Annotated in this window: 23 protein-coding genes; 3 read left to right on the plus strand and 20 right to left on the minus strand. The window is 45.0% G+C overall.

What is annotated here, in order from left to right:
* Positions 1–68: 68 nt before the first annotated feature.
* The 3 genes from secG to eno all read right to left on the minus strand — a co-directional run bounded on the left by secG (position 69) and on the right by eno (position 3,377).
* A complete protein-coding gene (gene secG / locus ACJ28U_RS05745; RefSeq protein WP_003608067.1) occupies positions 69–305 on the minus strand; it encodes a preprotein translocase subunit SecG in 237 nt (78 codons plus the stop codon).
* 140 nt (positions 306–445) lie between these two features.
* Positions 446–1,873, minus strand: a complete 1,428-nt coding sequence (locus tag ACJ28U_RS05750; protein WP_407618654.1) for an MFS transporter — start codon at positions 1,871–1,873, stop codon at positions 446–448.
* 148 nt (positions 1,874–2,021) lie between these two features.
* Entirely contained in the window at positions 2,022–3,377 is a 1,356-nt protein-coding gene (eno, locus tag ACJ28U_RS05755; protein ID WP_043710636.1) for a phosphopyruvate hydratase, read from the minus strand.
* A gap of 275 nt (positions 3,378–3,652) precedes the next feature.
* Between eno and ACJ28U_RS05760 the strand changes: the two genes are divergently transcribed.
* Complete coding sequence (locus ACJ28U_RS05760; RefSeq protein WP_099088201.1) at positions 3,653–3,919, plus strand: hypothetical protein; 267 nt, start codon at positions 3,653–3,655, stop codon at positions 3,917–3,919.
* 35 nt (positions 3,920–3,954) lie between these two features.
* Here the strand turns inward: ACJ28U_RS05760 and ACJ28U_RS05765 are convergent, their stop codons facing one another.
* The 16 genes from ACJ28U_RS05765 to ACJ28U_RS05840 form a co-directional block, all read right to left on the minus strand.
* Positions 3,955–4,152, minus strand: a complete 198-nt coding sequence (locus ACJ28U_RS05765; protein ID WP_010370006.1) for a hypothetical protein — start codon at positions 4,150–4,152, stop codon at positions 3,955–3,957.
* A gap of 114 nt (positions 4,153–4,266) precedes the next feature.
* Positions 4,267–5,055, minus strand: coding sequence for a triose-phosphate isomerase (gene tpiA / locus ACJ28U_RS05770; protein ID WP_172437045.1), 789 nt, complete (start codon positions 5,053–5,055; stop codon positions 4,267–4,269).
* A gap of 126 nt (positions 5,056–5,181) precedes the next feature.
* Positions 5,182–6,909 (minus strand): phosphoenolpyruvate--protein phosphotransferase, encoded by a 1,728-nt coding sequence (gene ptsP, locus ACJ28U_RS05775; RefSeq protein ID WP_010370014.1) that lies wholly within the window; start codon positions 6,907–6,909, stop codon positions 5,182–5,184.
* A gap of 50 nt (positions 6,910–6,959) precedes the next feature.
* A complete protein-coding gene (locus tag ACJ28U_RS05780; RefSeq protein ID WP_010370017.1) occupies positions 6,960–7,226 on the minus strand; it encodes a phosphocarrier protein HPr in 267 nt (88 codons plus the stop codon).
* A gap of 201 nt (positions 7,227–7,427) precedes the next feature.
* A complete protein-coding gene (locus ACJ28U_RS05785) occupies positions 7,428–7,610 on the minus strand; it encodes a hypothetical protein (protein ID WP_060655462.1) in 183 nt (60 codons plus the stop codon).
* Positions 7,611–7,742: 132 nt separating this feature from the next.
* Positions 7,743–8,717, minus strand: a complete 975-nt coding sequence (locus ACJ28U_RS05790; RefSeq protein ID WP_099088203.1) for a beta-ketoacyl-ACP synthase III — start codon at positions 8,715–8,717, stop codon at positions 7,743–7,745.
* Between the two features lie 121 nt (positions 8,718–8,838).
* Complete coding sequence (gene trxB, locus ACJ28U_RS05795) at positions 8,839–9,789, minus strand: thioredoxin-disulfide reductase (RefSeq protein ID WP_407618655.1); 951 nt, start codon at positions 9,787–9,789, stop codon at positions 8,839–8,841.
* A 158-nt stretch (positions 9,790–9,947) separates the two neighbouring features.
* Entirely contained in the window at positions 9,948–11,768 is a 1,821-nt protein-coding gene (locus ACJ28U_RS05800) for a hypothetical protein (protein ID WP_407618656.1), read from the minus strand.
* A gap of 220 nt (positions 11,769–11,988) precedes the next feature.
* Complete coding sequence (locus ACJ28U_RS05805; RefSeq protein ID WP_407618657.1) at positions 11,989–13,872, minus strand: KxYKxGKxW signal peptide domain-containing protein; 1,884 nt, start codon at positions 13,870–13,872, stop codon at positions 11,989–11,991.
* A gap of 218 nt (positions 13,873–14,090) precedes the next feature.
* Positions 14,091–14,693 (minus strand): hypothetical protein, encoded by a 603-nt coding sequence (locus ACJ28U_RS05810; RefSeq protein ID WP_407618658.1) that lies wholly within the window; start codon positions 14,691–14,693, stop codon positions 14,091–14,093.
* A gap of 177 nt (positions 14,694–14,870) precedes the next feature.
* Positions 14,871–17,993: a KxYKxGKxW signal peptide domain-containing protein gene (locus ACJ28U_RS05815; protein WP_407618659.1), complete on the minus strand. Its 3,123-nt coding sequence runs from the start codon at positions 17,991–17,993 to the stop codon at positions 14,871–14,873.
* Between the two features lie 325 nt (positions 17,994–18,318).
* On the minus strand, positions 18,319–19,194 hold the full coding sequence (gene galU, locus ACJ28U_RS05820; RefSeq protein ID WP_003608080.1) for a UTP--glucose-1-phosphate uridylyltransferase GalU: 876 nt from the start codon (positions 19,192–19,194) through the stop codon (positions 18,319–18,321).
* Positions 19,195–19,200: 6 nt separating this feature from the next.
* On the minus strand, positions 19,201–20,220 hold the full coding sequence (locus tag ACJ28U_RS05825) for an NAD(P)H-dependent glycerol-3-phosphate dehydrogenase (RefSeq protein WP_407618660.1): 1,020 nt from the start codon (positions 20,218–20,220) through the stop codon (positions 19,201–19,203).
* A 130-nt stretch (positions 20,221–20,350) separates the two neighbouring features.
* Positions 20,351–21,283, minus strand: a complete 933-nt coding sequence (hprK, locus tag ACJ28U_RS05830; RefSeq protein ID WP_407618661.1) for an HPr(Ser) kinase/phosphatase — start codon at positions 21,281–21,283, stop codon at positions 20,351–20,353.
* A 14-nt stretch (positions 21,284–21,297) separates the two neighbouring features.
* Positions 21,298–21,684, minus strand: a complete 387-nt coding sequence (locus ACJ28U_RS05835; RefSeq protein ID WP_010370044.1) for a phage holin family protein — start codon at positions 21,682–21,684, stop codon at positions 21,298–21,300.
* Between the two features lie 107 nt (positions 21,685–21,791).
* The gene (locus tag ACJ28U_RS05840) at positions 21,792–21,962 is read right to left on the minus strand and encodes a type II toxin-antitoxin system RelB/DinJ family antitoxin (protein WP_010370047.1); all 171 of its coding nucleotides are present in this window, start codon (positions 21,960–21,962) and stop codon (positions 21,792–21,794) included.
* Positions 21,963–22,536: 574 nt separating this feature from the next.
* Between ACJ28U_RS05840 and ACJ28U_RS05845 the strand changes: the two genes are divergently transcribed.
* On the plus strand, positions 22,537–22,986 hold the full coding sequence (locus tag ACJ28U_RS05845) for a universal stress protein (protein WP_010370050.1): 450 nt from the start codon (positions 22,537–22,539) through the stop codon (positions 22,984–22,986).
* A 180-nt stretch (positions 22,987–23,166) separates the two neighbouring features.
* The gene (locus ACJ28U_RS05850) at positions 23,167–23,526 is read left to right on the plus strand and encodes a hypothetical protein (RefSeq protein WP_010370055.1); all 360 of its coding nucleotides are present in this window, start codon (positions 23,167–23,169) and stop codon (positions 23,524–23,526) included.
* Positions 23,527–23,577: 51 nt separating this feature from the next.
* On the opposite strand, the gene ACJ28U_RS05855 is transcribed toward ACJ28U_RS05850, so the two are convergent.
* Complete coding sequence (locus ACJ28U_RS05855; RefSeq protein WP_043708713.1) at positions 23,578–24,306, minus strand: peptidylprolyl isomerase; 729 nt, start codon at positions 24,304–24,306, stop codon at positions 23,578–23,580.
* Positions 24,307–24,360 lie beyond the last annotated feature (54 nt).

Here is a 24,360-nt window from a genome sequence, read left to right on the forward strand (position 1 = left end):
TCTCACTCTTCTATATAATCAAAGACCCCTCGCAACAAGTCACGAGAGGTCAGTAGCGCTGTTTGTGTTTAGTGTGAAGATAGGTAAACTAGTGCCAATCCCAAAATAAACCAGATTGCTCCAAGAATAGCCGTGATTCGTTGCATCACTGCCTCGAACCCACGTGCCTTTTGCGTTGCGAACAAATCGCCGCCACCACCTGACAAGGCAGACAAAGCATCTTGTTGCTTAGATGGTTGCATCAACACTGCCAAAATAATTAACACGCCAACGACAATCATCGCTGTCAACAATACGTTGTACATTGTGGGCGCCTCCTCTTCATTCCCGATCATGTCGGGTTTTTATACTTGTCTAGCATAACATACGAACGCCTGTCTCTCAACAAAAAACGAGACATTCGATTATCGAACATCTCGTGACTTTTTATCATCGTAATAATCGACTAGGCACGCTTCTCACTGCGACGCATCCAAACGCGGTAATACGTCATGATAAACGCAATGACTAGCAAAATACCTGCGACCGCAAACGCAACGTGCATTCCGGCCACAAACGCTTCCGGATGCTTAGCGGGATACGTTGTAACTGATGTGCCAAGTTTAGCGCTCATGACGGCGTACAAGACGGACGTCACCAACGTCGTTCCCGTAATCATTCCTAAGTTACGAGACAAGGCGTTTAGTGAGCCTGCCACACCCAGCTTATCCTGTGGCGCATTTGACATAATCAATGCATTATTCGGTGACTGGAAGAAAGCCATTCCGAATCCTGATCCAGCTAATAGCAAACCAACAACTAACATTGGTGTATTGGCACCAGCAAAGAACCAGCTAAACATCACAACCGCCAAGACCGTCAAACCAAACAAGGTCACATATTCACGATCCATCTTATCGGCCAATGTTCCTGAAACTGCTGAAAATACCAACATTGCAACTGGCCACAAGAGCATGTACATACCCGAGGTACCCGTACTCAACCCACGTAAGTTTTCAAGGTAGAACGGCATCAGCACATTAATAAAGAAGTTCGTTACAAAGACCAAGAAGGCGGTAATCAAACTAATTGTAAATAACTTTGACTTAAAAATCGTCAAATCAAGCAATGGCTTCTCTGCATGCAGTTCATGACGCACGAACAAAACAAAGAAGATAATTGCGATAACAATCGCAATCACCGGTACAGGAGCTAAGAATCCTTGTACTTGGGCAATATTGAAGCCTAGGAACAAGATGGCGACAAACAAGAACAGCGAGATGGCACCCCACCAGTCAATTTCTGGCTTAACCCCTTGTTTAGAAGACTTTGGTAGCAAGAACGCACCCGCGACAATCGCGATAATGCCAATTGGGACATTGATCCAGAAAATGTATGACCAACTCAAATTTTGTAGTAACATACCGCCAAGGGCTGGTCCCAGGATAGAACCAAGTGACACCCACGCAGCAATAAATGACATCGCACGACCACGCAAATTTTGTGGGGCAAGCGTTGTCGTAATACCAAATGAATTACTCATGGTCATCGATGCCCCGACGGCTTGTACAAAACGGGCAAATAACAAAAATGGCAAACCTAAATCAATTCCCGCCAAGACAGAACCAAGGGTAAAGACAACCGTTCCAATTCTAAAAATCTTAATCTTGCCCAGTTGATCACCCAAATTACCAAATAATGCCAACAATCCTGAAATAACAATTAAATAAATTGAGACTGTCCACGTTGCCTGGTTCATGGGAATATTCATTTCCTTAGACATAACTGGCAATGCAATGTTGACGATTGATCCGTCCAAAGTGCTCATAAAGGTGAACAATCCGACCGCCGTCATCGACAACCATAGCTTCAAACCGCTTTGACTCTCTTGCATGATATGCTTACTTCCTTATTTTTTATCACCAATTAGTATAGCACCTGAAGTAATAGGCGTCTGAATAAAAGCACCAAAAAAGACGACACCAATTCATTTGAGTTGGTGTCGTCTTTAATTAAATCAATCTAATCGATCGAACTCGTGATTAGCGCTCGTAGTTAACGATAGCTTCGCGAGCAGTCTTGTCGATGTTGTAGAAGCTGTTGATACCCTTGTATTCAGCAACCTTGTCAGTCAACAAGTCTTCGATACGCATCAATTGGTTGTACTTAGCAATACGGTCAGTACGTGACATTGAACCAGTCTTGATTTGACCTGCGTTCGTAGCAACAACCAAGTCAGCAATCGTCGTGTCTTCAGTTTCACCTGAACGGTGTGAAACGATAGCCGTGTAACCAGCTTCCTTAGCCATTTCGATAGCTTCCATAGTCTCAGTCAAAGTACCGATTTGGTTAACCTTGATCAAGATGGCGTTACCGGCACCCTTTTCGATACCCTTAGCCAAGAACTTCGTGTTCGTAACGAAGAAGTCGTCACCAACCAATTGAACCTTCTTGCCCAAACGGTCAGTCAACTTTACCCAGTTATCCCATTGCTCTTCATCATCCAAGTTCTCAGCTTCTGCTAGAGGATCTTCGATTGATACAACAGGGTACTTGTTTACCAAGTTCTCCAAGTAGTCGATGAACTCGTCAGTCGTGTATTCCTTCTTATCAGGCTCACCTGCCAACGTGTAGATCTTCTTCTCGTGGTCGTAGAATTCTGATGAGGCAACGTCAAAGGCAATGGCGATGTCCTTACCAGGCTTGTAACCAGCACGCTCGATAGCGTTCAACAAGAACTCAAATGGCTCTGCGTTTGAGGCGAAGTTAGGAGCGAATCCACCTTCGTCACCAACAGCAGTTGAGTGACCTGATTCCTTCAACAATGCTTGCAATGCGTGGAAAGTTTCTGAACCCATACGGATAGCTTCAGCAACAGTCTTTGCACCAACTGGCATGATCATGAACTCTTGGAAGTCAACAGAGTTGTCCGCGTGGGCTCCACCGTTAACAACGTTCATCATTGGCGTTGGCAAAACCTTTGAGTTGAAACCACCAAGGTAGTTGTACAAAGGCGTTCCCAATTCGTCAGCAGCTGCACGAGCAGCAGCAATTGAAACACCAAGGATAGCGTTGGCACCCAACTTACCCTTGTTTGGAGTTCCGTCCAATTCGATCATCGTACGGTCCAACAAAACTTGGTCAGTAACATCCATACCAACCAACTTGTCCTTGATAACCTTGTTAACGTTTTCAACGGCCTTCAACGTTCCCTTACCCAAGAAACGACCCTTGTCACCGTCACGCAATTCAACGGCTTCGTTAACACCAGTTGAAGCTCCTGAAGGAACGATTCCGCGACCGAAACCACCCAATTCAGTGTAAACTTCAACTTCAACAGTTGGGTTACCACGTGAGTCCAAGACTTCGCGTGCGTAAATATCAGTAATTGCAGACATGTTGTCTTCTCCTTACTTGTTTTAAAAGTATAGTTATCTGGGAATATCCCTTGCCATTTATTGTAACATAATTCACACGTTGTGTAGCAATTCATTGCCCTTTATTACGATTATTGTGCGAACCGTATACGAAACACTTACTGATAAACAGTAGCAATTATTCCGTGTTGCATTTGTTACATTACTGTCCACTATGTCATGAAATCTCGTGTTACTTTATATGCATAGTTAAAAACGTAAGTACGCATACCAACGAGGAGGAGGCTGCGTTTAAAATGAAAAAGATCAAATTTTCTATTTTGGGGTTAATGGGATTATTAATTGCGGTGCCACTGTATCTATTTGGGGCCTCGTATGCCATGGAGCGTCTAGCACCAACAACTGAACATACCACCTATCAAAGTGCTGATACGCACGTGACAAACACGAGTGACAACCAACATAATTTTAACGACAAGTTAATTGCTGCTGGTATCCACCCGGTTAGCTCAAGTGATGACACGGTCACGATGGTTGAACCTGAACAAAATACACTTAAATAATAAAAGACACCGCAGTTGCGGTGTCTTTTTTCTTTTTACCAGTGTTCGCGAACTGCCGCAATTTCGGCAACCGTCACCGCATAACGTACCTTACGCCCTGAAGCATCGCGTGATCCAAAGATAACACCCTCTGCTTCGCCATCAAGTTCATTCAAAATAAATGACTCACCTGACGTTAGATAGATTTTCACAAAATTACCATCTGACAAAATCTTCGTCATAAATTCAAACATCACTCATGTCCCCCTAAGCTTCTGATTCATTGTGTGTTATTTCATCTATACACATCAGTTTATCGCTTAGGTACGGCTAACTCGTGAATCAAAACGTAACGGAATCTGAATATTTCACGCCTCTTTTTGCAAAGATCGCTTCGCTTGATCAGCTAGACTAACCAGCTCAATGAACGTCATGGCATCAAGTGCCGCATCACCCACCAAGACACCGTCAATGTCCGGTTGCGCTAATAATTCATAGGCATTAGTTGGTTTAACGGAACCCCCGTACAAAATACGCATTTGATCAGCGGCTGGTTGACCAAACATATCAGCCACTGTCTGGCGAATAATCCGCAAACTCTTCTGGGCAATGGCTGGGCTCATCGCCTGACCGGATCCAATCGCTGCCGTTGGCTCATAAGCCAGCATAACCCGGTCCAAATCCGGTTCTGTCACACCCTTTAGGGACTCGATGACTTGGTTCACAATCCAATGTGCGTGATCATTTTCAGATTCCAGTTGGACTGCCTCATCGATGGCAATAATTGGCATTAACCCATTGCGCAATGACGCAAGCGTCTTCAGATTTACCATCTCATCGGTTTCACGGAAATAGTTGCGCCGTTCCGAATGACCAATAATAACCACTTGGATGCCTAAATCCGCTAATGCTGCCGGACTTGTTTCCCCTGTGTACGCCCCACGGTCTTCCCAATAAACATTTTCAGCTCCGATGCACACTGACGTCCCCTCGGCAGCTGATACCATGGCATTCAACAACACATCTTGCCCAGCCAATACAGTATCAACATTTGGATACTGAGCTAGCTTTGGCGCCACCTCCCGAATATAACCCTCAGCTTCGCTTGGTAGCTTATTCATTTTCCAATTTGCAACGACGATTGGTTGTCGACTCATCAGCTTCACCGCCCTTCATATATGCTTTCATTATAGCAAACAGCACTTCATATCAGCTACAACACAAAACCAGCTCCATGACGCTACATCGGTAGTCTCGCCACAAAGCTGGTTTCTCGTTACTTCTTATTCAGCTGGTACAGCAGCTTGAACCAACGCGATAACTTCGTCGTTCGTCTCAGCATCCAATGCCTTATCAGCCAATTCTGCCATCTTCGTCGTATCCAAACGCTTCATCAAAGAACGGGTTTGCAAAACAGACGTTGCTGACATTGAGAATTCATCCAAGCCCATACCAACTAGCACTGGTACGGCAATTGGATCACCCGCCATCTCACCGCACATTGCAGCAAACTTGCCGTACTTGTGCGCTGAGTCAATCACGTTCTTAATCAAACGCAAAATTGATGGGTTGTAAGGTTGGTACAAGTATGAAATCTTGTCGTTACCACGGTCTGCGGCCATTGAGTAACCGATCAAGTCGTTGGTTCCAATTGAGAAGAAATCAACTTCTTGGGCAAACTTATCAGCCAAAACAGCTGCAGCTGGCACTTCAATCATAATTCCCAACTTGATATCATCGGCTACTGGTACACCAGCTTCCTGCAACTTCGCCTTCTCTTCATTGAAGATATCACGAGCCGCACGGTATTCTGGCAACGTTGCCACCATTGGGAACATAATCCACAAGTCACCGTAAACAGAAGCACGTAACAAGGCACGCAACTGAGTACGGAAAATGTCATCACGGTCCAATGAAATACGGATGGCACGGTAACCTAAGAATGGGTTTTCCTCTTCAGGTAGTGGCAAGTAAGGCAAGTACTTATCACCCCCAATGTCCATCGTACGGACCGTGACAGGCTTACCGTCCATGCCCTCAAGGACCTTCTTGTAGGCTTCGAATTGCTCATCTTCAGTTGGCAATTCCTTTGAATCCATGTACAAGAATTCGGTACGGTACAAACCAATTCCTTCTGAACCGTTGTCCACAACACCAGTCAAGTCCTTTGGCGTACCAATATTGGCACCCACCAAGAACTCCTTACCATCAGCTGAAATAGACTTTTCGTTCTTCAACGTTGCCCATTCTGCCTTTTGCGCAGCGTATTTTTCACCCTTGGCACTGTATTCTGTAACTTGTTCGTCTGAAGGGTCAACGATTGCAACGCCGTCAAGTCCATCCAAGATGACCATGTCACCTTCTTGAATTTCGTCCGTCGCAACTTGTGATCCAACAATTGCTGGAATTTCCAACGTACGCGCCATGATAGCGGCGTGCGCTGTACGACCACCAACGTTAGTGATGAATCCCTTAACGTATTGACGGTCAAGCTGGGCTGTATCTGAAGGCGTCATGTCCTTCGCAACAATCACAACTTCTTCCTTTATCAAGGCTGGGTTTGGCAATTCCTTACCCAACAAGTGACTTAGCACACGCTTTGTCACGTCTCGAATGTCGGCGGCACGTTCAGCCATGTATGGATTGTCATCGGCCATTGCCTCAAACATACCAATATACATGTCTGTCGTTTCCTTCAACGCAGCTTCAGCGTTAACTGAGTCGCTGTCGATTTTAGCAGAAATGCCCCCCAAAAGCTCAGGGTCTTCAAGCACCATAATGTGTGCTGTAAACACTTCAGCTTCTTCAGCCCCCATTGAAGTTGCTGCCTTGTCTCGAATTTGTTCCAAATCTGTCTTAGATGCTAAAAAGGCCGCTGCTACGCGGTCCTTCTCAGCTTGAACATCGTCTACTGTACGAGTATCAAAAGACAAATCAGGATCAACGAGCTTATATGCTTTTGCGATTGCAACACCGTTTGATGCTGCAATACCCTTAATTTCTTTTGCCATCGCCGTCTTATCCCTCAAAGTAAATGTTCAAATAAATTTTTAACTAAAAATTAGTCAGTCAAACCTTCTGCTGACATCGTCTCTGCAATCGCAGCCAATGCTTCAGCTTCGTCATCACCTTCTGCTGAAATCTTAACATCGGCGTTTTGACCAACACCCAATGACATAACGCCCATGATTGACTTCAAGTTAACGTCCTTACCTTGGTATGACAACGTTACGTTTGATGAGAACTTTGAAGCTGCTTGTACCAACAAAGTTGCTGGACGTGCGTGGATACCAGTTTCGGCTACAATGTGAAATTCGCGTGATTCCATGGTGATAATCTCCTCTAGATTAAAAAATATCTATCTTTGTATAATTTTTGACTTGGCTAAATGAGATACGCTTTCGAAATCTTTCTAACCAACTCTATGTCGTTAATTCTAGCAGGTATGAAGCATTTGCGCAAGCGCTTACATTACCTTTTCATTAGGCTTTTGTGAACTTTTTGTGAATAAGTGGAAGCGACGATGATTCTACTCGGCCTTATTCTTCGCCGTATATGTGACAACCCCGCCACGTGCGGCAACGCCACGAATCGCGTTCTGATAAGGGTAATTACGCCAAACTTCGTAAAACGCCTTGAAGTCCTTTGCTTCCAAAACGAACTCTTCTAATTCGCCAGATCGTAATTGCTCAAGCATTTCTTCATAGTCCATAACTGACCCCTCCTGTAATAATTAACTGTTACTATTTTAACAAACTTTCATGAAAACCGGTGCATTTTTAAAGAATAAAAAAAGAACGTGTTTGTTTCAAAAACGCACACGTTCATTACTTTTCATAAGACTTTAGAATTCAAGCAACAGACTTCCGTATGTAAATCCGGCACCGAATCCCGTTAACAGAACTCGCTTACCCGTCAAATCAGTTTTCTTGTTCAGCTCATCCAAACCAATACCAATTCCGGCTGATGACGTGTTTCCATACTTTGTAATATTCGTGGCAAACTTGTCCATTGGTTGGTCAATCGCCTCAGCAATCGCCTCAATAATGCGCAAGTTGGCTTGGTGTGTAATAAAGTAATCAACGTCATTTGGCGTCAAATCACGATCACCCAAGAACTTTACAATGTGATCTGGAATCAAGCGCACAACTTCTTCAAAGACTTGACGACCTTCTTGGTGGAAGGCATCCGTCTTTGGGTAGTTTTCGGCAGAAATTTCAGTCAACGGTTGGATACGACCAGAGTGAACAACTTCTGCATCCCCAATGGTGTGCATTTCCTCACCCTTCACAATACCACCTTCTTCATCAGCAACCAGCACCATTGCAGCGGCACCATCACCGAAGAAGACAGTTGATGTACGATCTGTAAAGTCCATCATCTTCGAATTAACTTCTGCTGAAATAACCAATGCGTTCTTGTAAACACCTGAACGGATAAACTTGTCTGCAGTACTCATACCAAAGACAAATCCTGAGCACGCAGTAGAAATATCGTATGCCCACGCCCCTTCAGCTTTCAGGTTACGCTGTACGAGCGCAGCCGTTGAAGGTGCTAATCCGTCCGGCGTAAACGTCGTCACAATGATTAGTTCAATATCTTCTGGCTTAAGGTCAGTTTGTGCAAGCGCCATGCGAGCTGCTTGTGTGGCCAAATCAGACGTATTCTCACCTTGCAATGAAATACGTCGCTCCTTAATACCAGTGTGTGCTTGAATCCACGCGTCGTTCGTATCCATGATTGCCGCCAAGTCATCGTTCGTAATGATATCACTTGGAACGTAGTGAGCTGAGGCAATAATCTTAGTTCCTTGCGTCATATGTGGACCCCTTTCTTTCGTATCAGCAAAAATGCTCTTATTCATTTTACGCTATGTTACTGAATTTTGGTAACGAATTAGGTAAATAAAAAGGAACTTGCAGAAACAAGTTCCTTAATTGTTATTCAGTTACTTCAGATGCTGCCATCTTAAAGTTTTCATTGTAAGAAAAGGCGTTCTGTCCGGCAATTGCGGCATCCCCAACTGCAGTGGTAATTTGACGCAATTCCTTGTCACGAACGTCACCGATGGCAAAGATACCAGGCGCTGACGTTTCCATGCGATCATTCGTGTTAATCCAGCCATTAGCATCTGTAATGCCCAACGCTTGAACAGGTTCTGAAACAGGCGTCAATCCGACATAAATGAATACTCCGGCTGCCGCAATTTCAGAAACTTCATCAGTTTGGTTATTCCGCACACGGACACCAGTGACCTTCTTGTCATCGCCAAGGATTTCTTCAACTTCCGTGTTCCAAATGAAGTCGATTTTCTCATTTGCAAAAGCGCGGTCTTGCAAAATCTTTTGGGCACGCAACTTGTCACGACGGTGAACAATGGTTACCTTGTCAGCCAAGCCTGCCAAGTACGTTGCTTCTTCAACAGCAGAATCACCACCACCGACAACGATTACGTGTTGTCCACGGAAGAAGGCCCCATCACAGACGGCACAGTATGACACCCCACGACCAGTGTACTGATCTTCGCCAGGTACTGCTAGCTTAACGTTGGCTGCTCCAGTCGCAACAATCACTGTGTTGGCCGTATAGTCGTCCATGTCCGTTACAACATGCCAAGTCCCATCATTTTGCGCCTCAACATGCAAGACCGATCCGAAGGCGTACTCAGCACCAAATTTTGTTGACGATGCGTACATTTTTTCTGCCAACTCGGGTCCAAGAATAGACTCGAACCCTGGATAGTTTTCAACTTCAGCGGTGTTATTCATCTGTCCACCGTAAATGCCGCGATCAATCATCAAAACTGACATATTCGCCCGCGATGCGTATGTTGCTGCGGTCATCCCACCAGGGCCGGCCCCGAGAATTATTGTGTCATAATGTTGTGCCATTTTAACTTCCCCCTTCGTTTAGAATCGCTATGTTCGGATTCTCATAAATCTTTAAGATTACAAGACCTATTCTACCGGTTCTGATGTCAAATGAAAAGGGGCCACTTACAAAAATAAAGCACAACCCATTATTATGCGTCATGCTTTATCACTTACTATTACTGCCAGTTATCTTTCATCTTGTCAATTTCCGCAAAGAGCTGATCATCTTCAGCTGCCAGGCGTTCTGATTCCTCAACCGAGGCCTCCTTGCGACGTCGCCACAGCATGAAGAACAAACCGCCCAAACCTGCCAACAACGTTGAAAGGACTGACGCTACTACTGGCAACTGATTTGCAGACGTATCAAACTGTGTATCTCGCAAATGCGTTGTTGCCTCATCGGTGGCATTCACCGTACCAGCTTGTACTGTCGCCCCTGTATCAAGTCCGTTGGCGGTGCTACCGTTAGCCGCTGTCGCAGCCACATTTGATGTTGCTGATGCCATGTACGCTGCTTGGGCTTGGGCCACGTTATTTGCTGTCGCCGCTGATGGCGCCCCTGCTAGGAAACGTGTTACTTGACTTGCTTGTGGCGCTGAAGGGACATTCGTTGCACCCCCGGCAACCGTCGTTAACCCATTTGCTAGATTAGTCGTATTGCGTAACGTCGTCGCAGCTAACACTTGATTTGGTTGTAATGTCGTCACCTGGTCAGTTACGGTTGTTGAATTGGCAACTAGCGAGTCTGCACCATCTGCTGTCGCACTAGCCACGGCTGACGTTGTGCCAGTCACACTAGCTGATGACGCCGCCACTGATGCAGAACTAACTGTTGATGGGCGTGCAACAGTTACATCACTAACCTTCGTTACAGATGTATCAACTGCACTTGATGAGTCTGCGCTAGCTGTCTTGTTTGATGCAGATGCACCTGAGCTGGCCTTTGTTGACGTCTCAGTAGTCACACTGATCGAAGACGTTGTTGTACTTGCTGCTGCGTCAGTCACACTCGATGAAACAGACGTATCTGACGTCACATTCGACGAGATATCAGCACTCGACGATGGCGTTACTGCGCTAACTGATGTATCTACCGCACTCGACGATACACTACTATCTGAGGCCGAACTTGAAGCCGAATCAATTGCGCTGTCAGATGATGACAATTCTGGCGCTACACTAGCTGATGGCGCTACTACGCTAGATGACGTATCAGCAGCACTCGATGACACGGGACTGTCTGAAACTTCACTTGAAACTGACACGTCTGGTGTTGCGCTAACAGTTGCATCTGACTCATCAACGGCACTTGACGACGTGGCGTCTGATGCATCAGCTGCCGATGAAGTAACGGGCGCGTCTGAGCTAACTACGTCATTCGCCATATTATCCGCATACACTGCCAAAATCTGTTGGAGCATCCCCTGCATCCAAGGGAAACCATCCTGTGCGCCAAATGCAATTGACGTTAGCGGATCATACGTAATATTGCTAGCAAGTGCGCCTGATATCATCTTGGCATACCACGTTGGATTATCTTGACGAATTTGGGCAACTTGAATGGCGAGTGCATAACTCATAATACGATTTGTCGCATTTGTGACCTGATCATCACCAAAAGGTTGACCACCACGATCACGATTACCTGTTAGATAGCTGGCAGTTTGAATTGTTTGAATCATACTTTGGGCATCCACAATCGCTTGCGTCAATTGTGCTGGCCAACCGGCTTCATTGCGTAGCTGAATGTTTGCAACTGTTTGATAGGTTGTAATAGCAGCCTGTAATCGGGCAATTTGCAACTGCTCCGTTACCGTTAAGTTGCGTGCATTATCAGTCGCAAACACCGTCGTTGGTTGCAAGACACTGGCGGTCGTTGTTACCAATGGTGAAATGGCCAAGACGGTGACACCAAGCGCTGTTAAGCCACTCGCTACCCATTGTCGATTGTTTTTATGTTCGTAATTTTTTAATGTTAATTGCGTCTTCTTAGTCATAAGAAAACACCCCTTTCCCTGTTTTGAAACCTCTCTCAGCAGTTTCGTAAACGAGTTAAAATCCCAAATTTCCTCGTTTATGTTCCAATTCTACTGCTTACAAAAAATAAAAACACGGCTTTGGTTTCGCAATTTCAAATTAACAAAAAATCTCCAGTTTCGTCAGCCAAACAGAGCTGATAAAACTGGAGATTTATGATTCGTAGAAAATATTATGCAACTACTTGATGAAGTTTTTCAATTTTGCAACCATATCGAATAATTGCTCATCTTCTTCATCGAATTCACCATCTGCCGACGCATGGGCTCCCTTACGACTGCGAACAATCTTAAAGGCAATTCCAGATGCAATCGCGATGATTGTTGACAAAATAGTTCCCAAAACTTGGGTATTGTCATTCAACGAGAATTGTGTGTCATTCAAATGACTTGTGGCATCGTTACCAGCCGTGTTCACACCGGCTTGAACTGTTGCGCCATCATCCATCGCTACGTTTTTTGCAGGTGTAGCTGCTGGTGCCTTGTTGCCGGCGCCATTTGTCGCAGTGGCCGACGTCGTGGCAGCACTGTTATTAGTTGCCACGTTTTGCGTGGCAACAGCGCTTGGTGCTGCACTAACAGCCACTGAACTTACTGCATTTGAAGCTACACTAACTGCAGATGAATTGGTTGTACTTGATGTCACGCTACCTGATGCTGTCGTTGTAGCACTTGAGACAGCCATCGTACTTGATGAAACTGACACATCAGAACTTGGCGTCGTCGTGACCCGACGAGTTACTTTACCGGCCTCGCTTGCCATAACCATTGGCATCGTAGTCAAAGTGACTGCCTTGGCACTCAGAGCAGGCGCCGTCGATTGTGAAGTTATCAAACGTGGCGCCGCAACAGCATCATCACTCACCTGATTATCGTGGTTGAATAATGTGTCGTTACTAGTTGTAGTCTGGTTTGACGTATTCACAGTTCGATCAACAGTCGCAACAGATGCTATACTGCTTGCCTGTGATGATACCGGTCCTTCAATCGCTGATGACGCAACTTCACTAGCTTGACTAGCACTAGGTATAGCTGACGCCTTGTCAGCAACACTAGCCGAAGTAGCTGGTCCAACTGCCGATGACTCCTGCACTGACAATGCGGAATCGACTGCTGATGACTCTTGTACCGACAACGCTGAGTCAACTGCTGATGACTCTTGTACCGACAACGCTGAGTCAACCGCTGATGACTCTTGTACCGACAACGCTGAGTCAACCGCTGATGACTCTTGTACCGACAACGCTGAGTCAACCGCTGATGACTCTTGTACCAACAACGCTGAATCAACTGCTGATGATTCTTGTACTGACAATGCTGAATCAACTGCTGATGACTTTGCGGCAGTATTGTCGTAGTAATCAGAACCGGCAACATTTGTTGGTTCCGCATCAACCGCTGATGACGTCACAATATCAGCCTGATCGTTGGCTTCGGCACGACTACCATTAATGATTTCTAGCAACAATGGCTTCATCCACACGAAACCGTCTTGTGCACCGGGCGCATAACTCGTCAAAACATCATAGTGAATGTCCGCAAACTTTTGGCCATTTACCACTTCAGCATACCAACCGGCATGGTGCGCGCGAATGTCCGCAACTTCAATGGCCAACGCGTAATCCTCAACGCGGTTAACTGCGTTTGTCACTTGTTGATCAGAAAAAGTCATGCCTTCAGTTTGAACACCATTCGTATGCGTGTAAGCACCCGATTGAATCGTTTGAATCATCTGCGTTGCGTTGTTATACGCTGCCGTCAAATCATCTTGCCAATTCAAGCCATCCAATGCAATTGCCCGCACAAAACTGTATGAGTCCATCACCGACTGTAATCGACTAATTTGATCAGTCTCAGTTGCTGTCAATTGCCGACTCGTCACCGTTTGAGCATACGTTGTTGATACACTAGCTAACTGCATTGTTGCCGTCGCCACAGGCGCTCCTACCACTAGAGCTACCCCAGCAACAGTCAAGCCTCGTGTTACCCAACGCTTGCCATCTTTGTACATCTTAAAACGGGTTGTACGTTCCCCGTGACCTTGTGCTCTCTCCAACACAAGCATCCACCCCTTTCTCTCGAGACGATAATTCGTGCTCCCTAATTGAAAGTTGATTAAAACTCTTCGTTACTAATAGTAAGCCAAAAACGCCGTCGTTGCACGTTTTATGACATAACTCTAATCATTTCATTGAAAAAACGACATTCTGACCGAAATATCAGTCAAAATGTCGTTTTAAAGCACAATTAAGTCCAATTAATCGGTCTTAATTACCTATTTAATTACTTCCAAGAATCTTTGATGTTCTTCACTTCATCTGACAATGCATCATCATCGCCAGCAAAATTTGCGTCCATCTTTTCTTCTTGATCCTTGCGACGCTTCCATAGGAAGAACCAGAATCCAGCCGCAGCCGCGATTAACAATGATAGCAATGACGTCAACAATGCACTATTGTCATTGTGCTTCATTTGCGAATCACGCAATGCGCGGGTGGCAGGATCAGCTGCGGAACCAGTCGCACCTTGAACTGTAGCAGTACCAGTATCTGTCTTGGCTGCCGTCTTAGTCTTGGTAGGCTGACCGTTATTAGTTGTCGTCGTACCTGACGTAGCACCGGCAACTTGCGCGGTTGTGTTACCAGTCGTCGTGTTAGTAGGTGCTGAACCCGTTGCATTCGTGCCAGTTGTCGCATTTGCCAATGGCATCACTGCGCCAGCCGTTGCATTACCAGTTGCTGATTGCGTTGGCGTTGCAACGTTTGTCGTTGACACCCCATTCAAGCTTGGCAACACAACATCACCTGCATTGTTACCGGCAATTTGACCATTCGTTACGCCAGCAACATTTGATTCGCCTGTGTAGCTACTATTTTGACCAGCCACTTGGTTACCATTGACGCCACCATTTGTTGAACCGCCATTTGACCCACCAGCAACAACACCTTGACCTTGTTCAGACTTCTGGTGACCATTTGTGTTTTGGTCACCCTTAGTACCGTTGTGGCCTTGTTTTGGATTTGACTGCCCCTTTGAACCGCCATTACCAATGCCTTGTTGACCTTATTCTGGGTTTTGGTTCTTAGTAGCACCACCCTTAGTGTTGTTATTACCACTAGTCGTGTGACCATCGCGATGACCACTCTTAGCAGTCTTAGCACGATCAACCGCATTAGCAATCGCAATCGCTGCTTGATCAACCGCATTTTGCAATGACTTTTGATCAGTTGCCTTGCTGATTTGTTCGATAGCCTTCACAACGTCTTTGTCGTTCGCAACACCCTTTGACTTAGCTTCAGCCTTAGTTGACGCTTCCGCATCATTCTTTGCCTTATTGAAATCAGCCACGCTCTTCTCGTGTGCTGCTTCTGAAGCCAATTGTGATTCTTGTGCAATCAATGAATCACGTCCTGCGTTAATCAAAGATTGTGCTGAGGCAGATGCTGCTAATGACGCTTCTTGTGACATCGCTGCTGAACGGCCCGCATCAATCATTGATTGCGCCGCTGAGTTGGCCGCCGATGATGCCAACGTTGACTCTTGTGACGCGTCCGCTGAGCGTCCTGAGTCGATCATTGACTTTGCACTAGCAGATGATGCCAGTGACGCTTCTTGTGACGCATCTGCTGAACGACCTGACGCAATCATTGATTGCGCCGCTGAGTTGACCGCTGATGATGCCAACGTTGACTCCTGTGACGCGTCCGCTGAGCGTCCTGATTCGATCATTGACTTTGCACTAGCAGATGATGCTAGTGACGCTTCTTGTGATGCATCTGCCGAACGGCCTGACGTAATCATTGATTGCGCCGCTGAGTTTGCGGCCGATGAGGCCAACGTTGACTCCTGTGCAGCATCAGCTGAACGGCCTGACGCAATCATCGATTGCGTTGCTGAATTCTCAGCTGCTGATGACGCCAATGATGCCTCTTGTGACGCATCTGCCGAACGGCCTGACGTAATCATTGATTCTGCTGCAGCTGATGATGCTAGCGATGCTTCTTGTGATGCATCCGCCGAACGACCCGCATCAATCATTGATTGCGCTGCTGAATTCTCTGCTGCTGACGACGCCAGTGATGCTTCTTGTGATGCATCTGCTGAGTGTCCAGATTCAATCATCGATTCTGCTGCAGCTGATGATGCTAGTGATGCCTCTTGCGATGCATCTGCTGAACGGCCTGACGCAATCATTGATTGCGCTGCTGAACTCTCTGCTTGACTAGCAATTTGAGATTGAACCAACGAATTAGCAATTGACACTGATGTTGATGCTGAAATTGACGCAGACTCTGAAGCCGCAACTGAATTAGCAATTGACGTTGCAATTGAATTTGATGTTGCAACAGATTGGCTGACCAAGTTACTCTCATATGAGTTAACAATGCTATTAACGTCTGAAACGTTAGCTGCACTATCAATACCTGAAGTTGCATTTGCCACGTCGGCTGCTAGGTCGCTATCTGATACCTTACCCGAATTAGCACCTGCATCAACATTAATTTGACTCAACGCTGAATCCTTAGCTGCTGACGTCGCCAAAGATTGGGCCATTGAGCCGTACGATGAACGTCCTTGATCCATTAAGTTACTTGCAAAAAAGCTATTAGCATCTGATACAACGGCCGTTTGATTTGCTGCTGTTGAACCAGCTGGTAAATCAATTGGCTTATACGCGTTAATTGCATCAATCATCTTTTGCAACAAGTTACCTAACGTCTGTAACTCCAGCCCCAGGCTATCAGGGTGAGTTTGATTAGTCGCCTCAGCAACAAGCGCCTGGTAAGCTGGTTCCTTCACACTAGCTGGCACACCATCATGTGTTGCCTTGGCGTAAACTGATCGCACGTCAGACATGAACGCCCCAATTTGATCGTCCCAAGACTGCTTCGTTGCTGTTTTCATTTGCTCAGCAATATCGTTCAATTTCTTAACCGTATCGCGAACATTAGTTGAGGATGGCTTTCCTGCTTCAGCCATGCCCTGGTTGAACAAGTCATCAACATCAGAAGAATGAATACCAATTCGTGCGGCGTCATTTTTAGCATCCACAATTTTTTGGGCAGCTTGATCAATTTGATCAGCCTTGTAATCATTAATCTTCTTTTGGAAATCATCCACTTGTTGTTGCAAGTCGTTAACTTGAATATGGATGTTATTGTAATGAGCATCAAGTGCATCATTTTCAATGGTATCCATACCGACTAAAATCTTCGTAGCCGCATCATTAATCGCCTTAAAATCGGCACTCTTCACGGAAGCCGGTACACCATCATGCGCTGCTTGATTATTAGCATCGACTGCTTGGGCAACAACTGCATGCACGGTACTATCCACATAAGCTAAGTCTGCCTGCTTCATCTTGGTAAAGAGGTCTTGCAATACCTTAACTTCATCAGCATCAGCACTCTTTGATGGTGTCGTCTCTTCTGCCACAATCTCGTTGTATACATCCTTAATCACTGAAGCTGGAATACCAAAAATACCGTGATTTTGATAGTAATTTTGAATGCGGTTTTCAAGATCCGTTAAATCCTTGCTTTGTGCTGGTGCCTTTTCACCTGCCATATCAGGCGCTTTTGTATCATCAAAGTCATTTGCATTAGTCAAATCATTGACGACACCACCAAGGGCAATGACGTGTGCTTCAACCGCCTTTGGGTCGTGTTGATTTGCAAGGTGCAAATCCTCGAACAAATCATTGTATCCCTTCGTTGCTGGGTCAACAGACTTCAGCAAGCGTAATGCTTCTTGCACAATTGAGACATAGTGCAACAACTGAGCATCAGCTGAGACAACACCAGCATAATCCCCACGACCAGCTGCATTGTGACCATCCAAAACCGCATTTCGAACGACATCATCCATAAACATAAATTGATTGAATGTCGCGTCCTTTTGCAGTTCAACTTCTTGCTTCTGCCAAGCATCATAATCAGCGTTTAGTTTCTGATTAGCCGAAACAACGTTGTTTGTGTTTGTTAAAGCAACTGAATCGCTCGATGAGCTGTCTGTTGTCTGCGCAAATGCAACGTTGTTCTTCACATTAGTTAATGTGTTTGCAACGGGGCCGCCGACCATCAACGACACTGCAAATAGTGCCAAGCCACGGGTGACCCACTGCTTACCATCCTTGTACATCTTGAAGTGTACTTTTGTTTGGTGATTGGTTTCTTTATCAACCATTCCTCTTTTTACCCACTTTCCTCTGTATAACCATACCGTTTGCGTTAAGTCTTCACTAAATTATGAAGTAACCATACCTAACATTAACAAAGAGCATGATAACACTATACTTTCGTCAGTGGAGCAATTTACTATTAAGCGGGAATTTTCAGTCCCGTAGTGTATATTTTGGTGAACTATTCTCAGCGGTAGTGTCTCAAAACCGGGAAATTTTAAGGTTCGTTTATCCTTGCAAATGGAAACACGTATATCCCATTAACAGATTTAACCTAAAAAACAGGACCTTCTCAAAAGGAGAAAGTCCTGTTTTAATCGTTATTTTTGTTTAGTCCAACGTTGCAGCCAAGTCCTTGATGTATTGCTTCAAGGCTTCACCTGTTTGTGGGTGGTTCAAACCATATTCGATGTTAGTCGTCAAGAAACCAATCTTTGAACCAATATCAAAACGCTTACCCTTAAATTCGTGGGCGTATACGTGTTGACGCTTGTTCAATGAATCAATGGCATCCGTCAATTGGATTTCGTTACCCTTACCAGGCTTCGTGTTCTCCAATTCTTCGAAGATCTCAGGCGTCAACAAGTAACGTCCGATGATTGCCAAGTCTGAAGGTGCATCTTCTGGCTTTGGCTTCTCAACGAATGAGTTAACTTGGTGCAAACCGTCTTCAACTTCCTTTTCAGGTGCAATCACACCGTATTCAGAAACTTGCTCGTGAGGCACCTTCATAACAGCCAACGTTGACTCTCCCGTCGTGTTGTAACGGTCAATCAATTGCTTCGTCAATGGCGTCTCGTCTGCCATCAAGTCGTCACCCAACATAACCACGAATGGCTCGTCGCCGATAAATGACTTGGCCGTCAAAACAGCATCTCCCAAACCACGTGGGTGTGATTGACGGATGAAGTACAAGTTGATGTCAGTCGTCTCTTCAACCAACTTCAACAATTCATCCTTCCCCTTTTCCTTCAAGTTGTTTTCCAACTCAGGGTTTGAATCGAAGTGATCTTCGATTGAACGCTTTGACTTTCCGTCAACGATAACGATATCTTCGATACCTGATGCCAAAGCTTCTTCGATGATAAATTGAATCGTTGGCTTATCAACGATTGGCAACATTTCCTTGGCCAAGGCCTTAGTTGCTGGCAAAAAACGAGTTCCCAAACCTGCTGCTGGGATAATAGCCTTACGTACTGGCTTCATATGAATTTACTTCCCTTCTTGTGAAACTGGACGACCCATCAATTCATTGATGGCATCCTTGATATCTTGACCTTCGTACAAGACGCGATAAATTGTAGATGTAATTGGCATTTCAACGTGCTTCTTCAAGGCGAGCTCATGCGCAACCTTGGTTGTTGAAATACCTTCGATGACCATCCCCATATTTTCGACGATGTCATCAAGTTTCTTACCTTCACCCAATTGCACACCCGCACGATAATTACGTGAGTGCACTGACGTGGCAGTAACAAACAAATCACCAACACCTGACAAGCCCATGAACGTAATTGGGTTCGCACCAAACGCTTGACCCAAACGGCTAATTTCAGCCAATCCACGAGTGAACAATCCTGCCTTGGCGTTTGCATCAAATCCCAGGCTCTCAAGGGCCCCTGCACCAATAGCAATCACGTTCTTGAGAGCCGCCCCAAACTCGGCTCCAATCAAATCAGTGTTCGTGTATACACGGAAGACATTATTAGTAAAAGCTGCTTGCACACGTTCGGCAGTGGCCAAATCTTCGCTAACAGCTGATACCAAAGTTGGGTCATGCTTGATAACCCCTTCAGCGTGTGATGGACCAGAAATAATTCCAAGTCCCAAACGTTGCGTCGCTGGTACCTCTTCAGCAAGCATCTCTGATGCGCGCTTGTAAGTACCAGGCTCCAATCCCTTTGTTGCGGCAATCAACACAATCTGTTGATCCAACTCTGCCAAGACTTCAGACAAGTGCTTTGATACCTCACGTGTGGCCTTCGTTGGCACGACGCTCAACACGATGGTTGCATCACGCACAGCCTCAGTCATATCTGCAGTGGCAACGACACCCTCGTCGAGTGGGTTATCACCAAGATACTTGCTGTTGCGGTGTTGCTCATTAATCTCAACTACTTGTTCAGGCTTGTACGTCCATAGGCGCACGTCATGCCCGTTCTCGGCAGCAACATTTGCAAGGGCCGTTCCCCATGAACCGGCGCCAAGCACTGCAATCACTTCATTGCTCACAATGTTCCTCCTTGTTGTTAGTGCTGGTCTGACGCCAAAACTAACACAGTAATAATACCATAAACCATTAATTTGAAAATGCTTTAAAGTGAAAAACCCCGTCACAACGGGGTTTTCTTAAGAATTTCGCTTAATTTTCCGAATTTTCGGCAATTAAACGATTTAAATTATCATTAAATGTTTCTGTGGCATCGAAGCCCATCTTCTTAGCACGGAAATTCTTAGCCGCCGTTTCAATCAAAACAGCCAAGTTACGACCAGTTTGAACTGGCAACACAAAGCGCGGCAAATCGACACCTTGGATGCGAATGTTCTCTTCGCCGTTACCAAGACGGTCAACCTTTTGATCATCTGTCCACTTAGCCAAGTGCAGGTTGAAGGCAATCGTTGCGTGCGAGCGCACCGCACCAGCCCCAAACAAGTTCATGACATCAATAATTCCCACACCACGCAGTTCCATCAAATTACGCAAAATAGCAGGTGGCTCACCAACAAGGCGTTCCTCATCTTGCGCGTACACGTCAACACGATCGTCCGCAATTAAACGGTGACCACGTTGCACCAATTCTAGCGCGGTTTCAGACTTACCAACTCCTGAATCACCAGTAATCAGCACACCAAGTCCAAAGATATCAACCAGAACACCGTGAACAGATTGGCGTTCTGCCAAACCGCCACTTAAGAAGTAAGTCATATTCGACAAAATTCGTGATGATGTCAAATCCGTTGCCAATACTGGAATCTTTGCTTCTATTGCAGCTTGCATAAACTCTTCTGGCAATTGACGTCCGGTTGAAACGACAAAAGCTGGTGTATTGGGTTGCATCATCTTGCGTGCAACCATCAATAACTCATCGTGGTTCATACGGTGGGCAAATGACGTTTCCGTAATTCCCATCAATTGCACGCGTTCTGGTGCATAGTAATTGAAGTACCCGGTCATTTCCAACCCAGGCCTTGAAATATCTGCCGTTGTAATTTCGCGATCCAGATACTCCTCACCAGCCACCAAGTTTACGTGCGTGCTGGCCAGCAAATCTTTAACTGTAATCTTCTTTGCCATATCCGTTGTCTTCCTTATTTTTCAGCGTCGTCTTTACGACTAAAGTAACTTGAGATAATCAAATTAACAATCGACATCACCACTGCAATGAAGACTGCCCAGCCAAAACTAGCAAAGCGGAACCCATCTCCAATAATCTGTGAGGCGAGCCACAATACTACCCCATTCACGATTAACCCAAACAAGCCAAAAGTTAAAATAGTAAATGGCAGCGCCAATATTTGGAGCACAGGCTTCACTAATGCATTTAACACACCTAAGATTAATGCTGCTAAGATAGCTGTCACAAAGTTACTAATGTAAAGACCTTGGTGGAACAATCCCGCCAAAGCAAGCAACATCACCGTGTTGATCAGTAATCGTTGCCAAAACGAGAAACGACGAAAAGTAACTGTTTTCATATTCATCCCCCAGGTTTTAATACTTTCATTATAGCAAACCATATCGCAACATGTTATGAAGAAACAATAAAACGCCATTTGCATCACACAAATGGCGTTTTTTCAAACTACTGTTGTTTTGGTGTAAACAGATTATCAAATGGTGATTGTCCGTTATTAGCCACCTGTGTCAAAAACATTTTTACCGCTTGTTGCGTTGTTAAACCATTGCGACGAAATACCTCATCGGCTGCATTACGAATTTCTTCTTCAATACGAATTTGAATTAGCTTCTCCATGGTCATATCCCCCAATCGCATGTAACTTACATACATATTTTAGCGCATAAAACTACATATGACCTTAAATTGGCTATTTTCAGGACACAATTGGATGCAAAAAACGCCGGCCCGAAGACCGACGTTTTCCGCTTGGCAATGCTAGAATTGACATGCTCTAGCTCATGTGGTGGTTGCCCACCAGTCAACGTACACCAACGGTCGAAACCGAAGTTAGTCATGTGCAGAGAAGCGAGTTCCACAACTCCCTATCTCATCCTCCAGCAATGCGGCTGTTATATGAGGACCGTTTACAAAGATCAGAACATGATCTTCTCGACTCATCGCATAACAATAAGTATACACACTCTGCTAACCATGTGCAAGTAAAAGAAATTCGGACACGCAATGACAAACTTTCACAACATTTTAGGCTATAATGCAAATGAAATCACAAAAACCAATCACTCTTTAATCTCATAAATATCTCACGGTAAACGCTTACATTATTGTATCATTAGGTATATAATAAAATACATCAAAGGAACACATACATATGTGCTTCCTAAGGATTACAAAAGGATGGTACAGAACCATGGCAGAAGATAAGATTGCATACAAGAACATTTTGGCGCCCGTTGACGGTTCAAAGATTTCAACGGTGTTAGTTGAGAAGGCAGCTGCGGTTGCAGTTCGTAACAACACGACGTTGGATTTGTTGTACGTCATCGATACAAACTCATTGTCAGGCTTGGCCGGCATGTCAATTTCTGGTGATGTGGTTTACCAATTGGTACAAGACGCCGAAGAAAAGTTGGCTAAGTACCAAGAACTTGCTCACAACGAAGGCGCTAAGGATGTTAACATCCACGTCCGTTTTGGTTCACCAAAGACGGTTATCGCCCGCGACTTCCCTGCTGACCACGGTAACGAATTGATCATGCTTGGTAAGTCAGGCTTGAACACGTTGGAGCGTTTGTTGGTTGGTTCAGTTGCCTCATTCGTTGTTCAAAACGCCAAGTCAGACGTTTTGATTGTTCAATAGTTAAAAGAACAAGAAAGACGTCGACCAAACTCGCAGGTTGATGTCTTTCTTTTTTTGGACACAGAACCATCTAGCCCTTTTCTATAACTAGTGGTATTATAATATCCATCAACGTTTTATTAAAATGTTATTAGAGTAATTTTTAATTTCTCATTATTCGATAAAGTCGAGGATCCATCTATGAAGATTATCGGTAACACGTTGGAGACGATTCACAAGTTTCGTCACGAGAATGTTAGTCAGCGTCTAGTGTCAGATCCATTTTTGGCAACTAAAGCTGCATTGGGTGCGAATCGGAACATTAAATTGCAACTCTTGTACTTGGACACAAACGACACCTTCTACTTGGTAGAAAACACCTCATCAATTGCACGTTCATTGCAATATAATGATGGTGCCGTGATTGTAAGTGAATGGTCAACGGTTGATTTTATCGCTTTGATGCAAAGCTATGATAAGCCCGGCTTTGATAACTATTTCCAACTTTTGGTCAACAACACCGCTGCTGCGCGTGATGCCCAAACGGAAAGTGCTGGTTAACGTAAAAATGCCATGTCTCAACTTCGAGGCATGGCATTTTTTATGAATGAGTTACTTTGCTTCCTTCACAACATCGATTGATGTGACCTTAACCGGATCAACTGGCTTTGACTTTTCGCCTGAGCCATTGTCCTTTACCTTCTGGTCAGCAATCTCATCAACAACCTTCATCCCAGAAATAACTTGGCCAAAGACCGTATAAGATCCGTCCAATGATGGATTTCCACCCTTCTTGTAGGCTTGGAAGATTTTTTCTGGATAATCAGATTGGCTAATCTTGCTTGTTTGATCATCGTTGTTTTGGTTAATGAAGAATTGTGAGCCGTTGGTATCAGCGCCGGCGTTGGCCATTGATAGGGCCCCGCGAATGTTGAATAGTGACTTACTAATTTCGTTCTTGAAACCATTACCACTATCAATCTTCTTATTCTTGCCCTTCCAAATTGACTCACCACCTTGGCCAGTTCCCTTTGGATCACCACCTTGAATCATAAAGTCCTTTACAACCCGGTGGAACGTTGTGTTGTTATAGTAGCCCTTTTTAGCGTGTGTAATGAAATTCTTAACTGCCAATGGTGCATACTTGTTGAACAACTTAATCTTAATGTTCCCCTTTGACGTATGCATCACCACTTCACTTTCGTTCTTGGCAACCTTTGTAGAAAGTTGTGGTGTTGGTACATTTGGTTGTTGTGCGGACTTCATGGCAAAGCCAACACCCCCAGCAACCAAGATGACAGCCACAACGGCAATAATAATTTCTGGTTTAATCTTTTTCATGGATTAAAAACTCCCACCTGTCGTTATTCTGCTAAGACGCAGTACAGCTAATTA

The organism is Weissella sp. MSCH1, from assembly GCF_045799135.1.
In the GTDB taxonomy this organism is placed as follows: Bacteria; Bacillota; Bacilli; order Lactobacillales; family Lactobacillaceae; genus Weissella.

Excerpts from the sequence above, each read along its gene's own strand:
- secG (WP_003608067.1), bottom strand. The coding sequence starts at position 305 with ATGTACAACGTATTGTTGACAGCGATGATTGTCGTTGGCGTGTTAATT.
- ACJ28U_RS05750 (WP_407618654.1), bottom strand. The coding sequence starts at position 1,873 with ATGCAAGAGAGTCAAAGCGGTTTGAAGCTATGGTTGTCGATGACGGCG.
- eno (WP_043710636.1), bottom strand. The coding sequence starts at position 3,377 with ATGTCTGCAATTACTGATATTTACGCACGCGAAGTCTTGGACTCACGT.
- ACJ28U_RS05760 (WP_099088201.1), top strand. The coding sequence starts at position 3,653 with ATGAAAAAGATCAAATTTTCTATTTTGGGGTTAATGGGATTATTAATT.
- ACJ28U_RS05765 (WP_010370006.1), bottom strand. The coding sequence starts at position 4,152 with ATGTTTGAATTTATGACGAAGATTTTGTCAGATGGTAATTTTGTGAAA.
- tpiA (WP_172437045.1), bottom strand. The coding sequence starts at position 5,055 with ATGAGTCGACAACCAATCGTCGTTGCAAATTGGAAAATGAATAAGCTA.
- ptsP (WP_010370014.1), bottom strand. The coding sequence starts at position 6,909 with ATGGCAAAAGAAATTAAGGGTATTGCAGCATCAAACGGTGTTGCAATC.
- ACJ28U_RS05780 (WP_010370017.1), bottom strand. The coding sequence starts at position 7,226 with ATGGAATCACGCGAATTTCACATTGTAGCCGAAACTGGTATCCACGCA.
- ACJ28U_RS05785 (WP_060655462.1), bottom strand. The coding sequence starts at position 7,610 with ATGGACTATGAAGAAATGCTTGAGCAATTACGATCTGGCGAATTAGAA.
- ACJ28U_RS05790 (WP_099088203.1), bottom strand. The coding sequence starts at position 8,717 with ATGACGCAAGGAACTAAGATTATTGCCTCAGCTCACTACGTTCCAAGT.
- trxB (WP_407618655.1), bottom strand. The coding sequence starts at position 9,789 with ATGGCACAACATTATGACACAATAATTCTCGGGGCCGGCCCTGGTGGG.
- ACJ28U_RS05800 (WP_407618656.1), bottom strand. The coding sequence starts at position 11,768 with ATGACTAAGAAGACGCAATTAACATTAAAAAATTACGAACATAAAAAC.
- ACJ28U_RS05805 (WP_407618657.1), bottom strand. The coding sequence starts at position 13,872 with ATGCTTGTGTTGGAGAGAGCACAAGGTCACGGGGAACGTACAACCCGT.
- ACJ28U_RS05815 (WP_407618659.1), bottom strand. The coding sequence starts at position 17,993 with ATGGTTGATAAAGAAACCAATCACCAAACAAAAGTACACTTCAAGATG.
- galU (WP_003608080.1), bottom strand. The coding sequence starts at position 19,194 with ATGAAGCCAGTACGTAAGGCTATTATCCCAGCAGCAGGTTTGGGAACT.
- hprK (WP_407618661.1), bottom strand. The coding sequence starts at position 21,283 with ATGGCAAAGAAGATTACAGTTAAAGATTTGCTGGCCAGCACGCACGTA.
- ACJ28U_RS05835 (WP_010370044.1), bottom strand. The coding sequence starts at position 21,684 with ATGAAAACAGTTACTTTTCGTCGTTTCTCGTTTTGGCAACGATTACTG.
- ACJ28U_RS05840 (WP_010370047.1), bottom strand. The coding sequence starts at position 21,962 with ATGGAGAAGCTAATTCAAATTCGTATTGAAGAAGAAATTCGTAATGCA.
- ACJ28U_RS05845 (WP_010370050.1), top strand. The coding sequence starts at position 22,537 with ATGGCAGAAGATAAGATTGCATACAAGAACATTTTGGCGCCCGTTGAC.
- ACJ28U_RS05850 (WP_010370055.1), top strand. The coding sequence starts at position 23,167 with ATGAAGATTATCGGTAACACGTTGGAGACGATTCACAAGTTTCGTCAC.
- ACJ28U_RS05855 (WP_043708713.1), bottom strand. The coding sequence starts at position 24,306 with ATGAAAAAGATTAAACCAGAAATTATTATTGCCGTTGTGGCTGTCATC.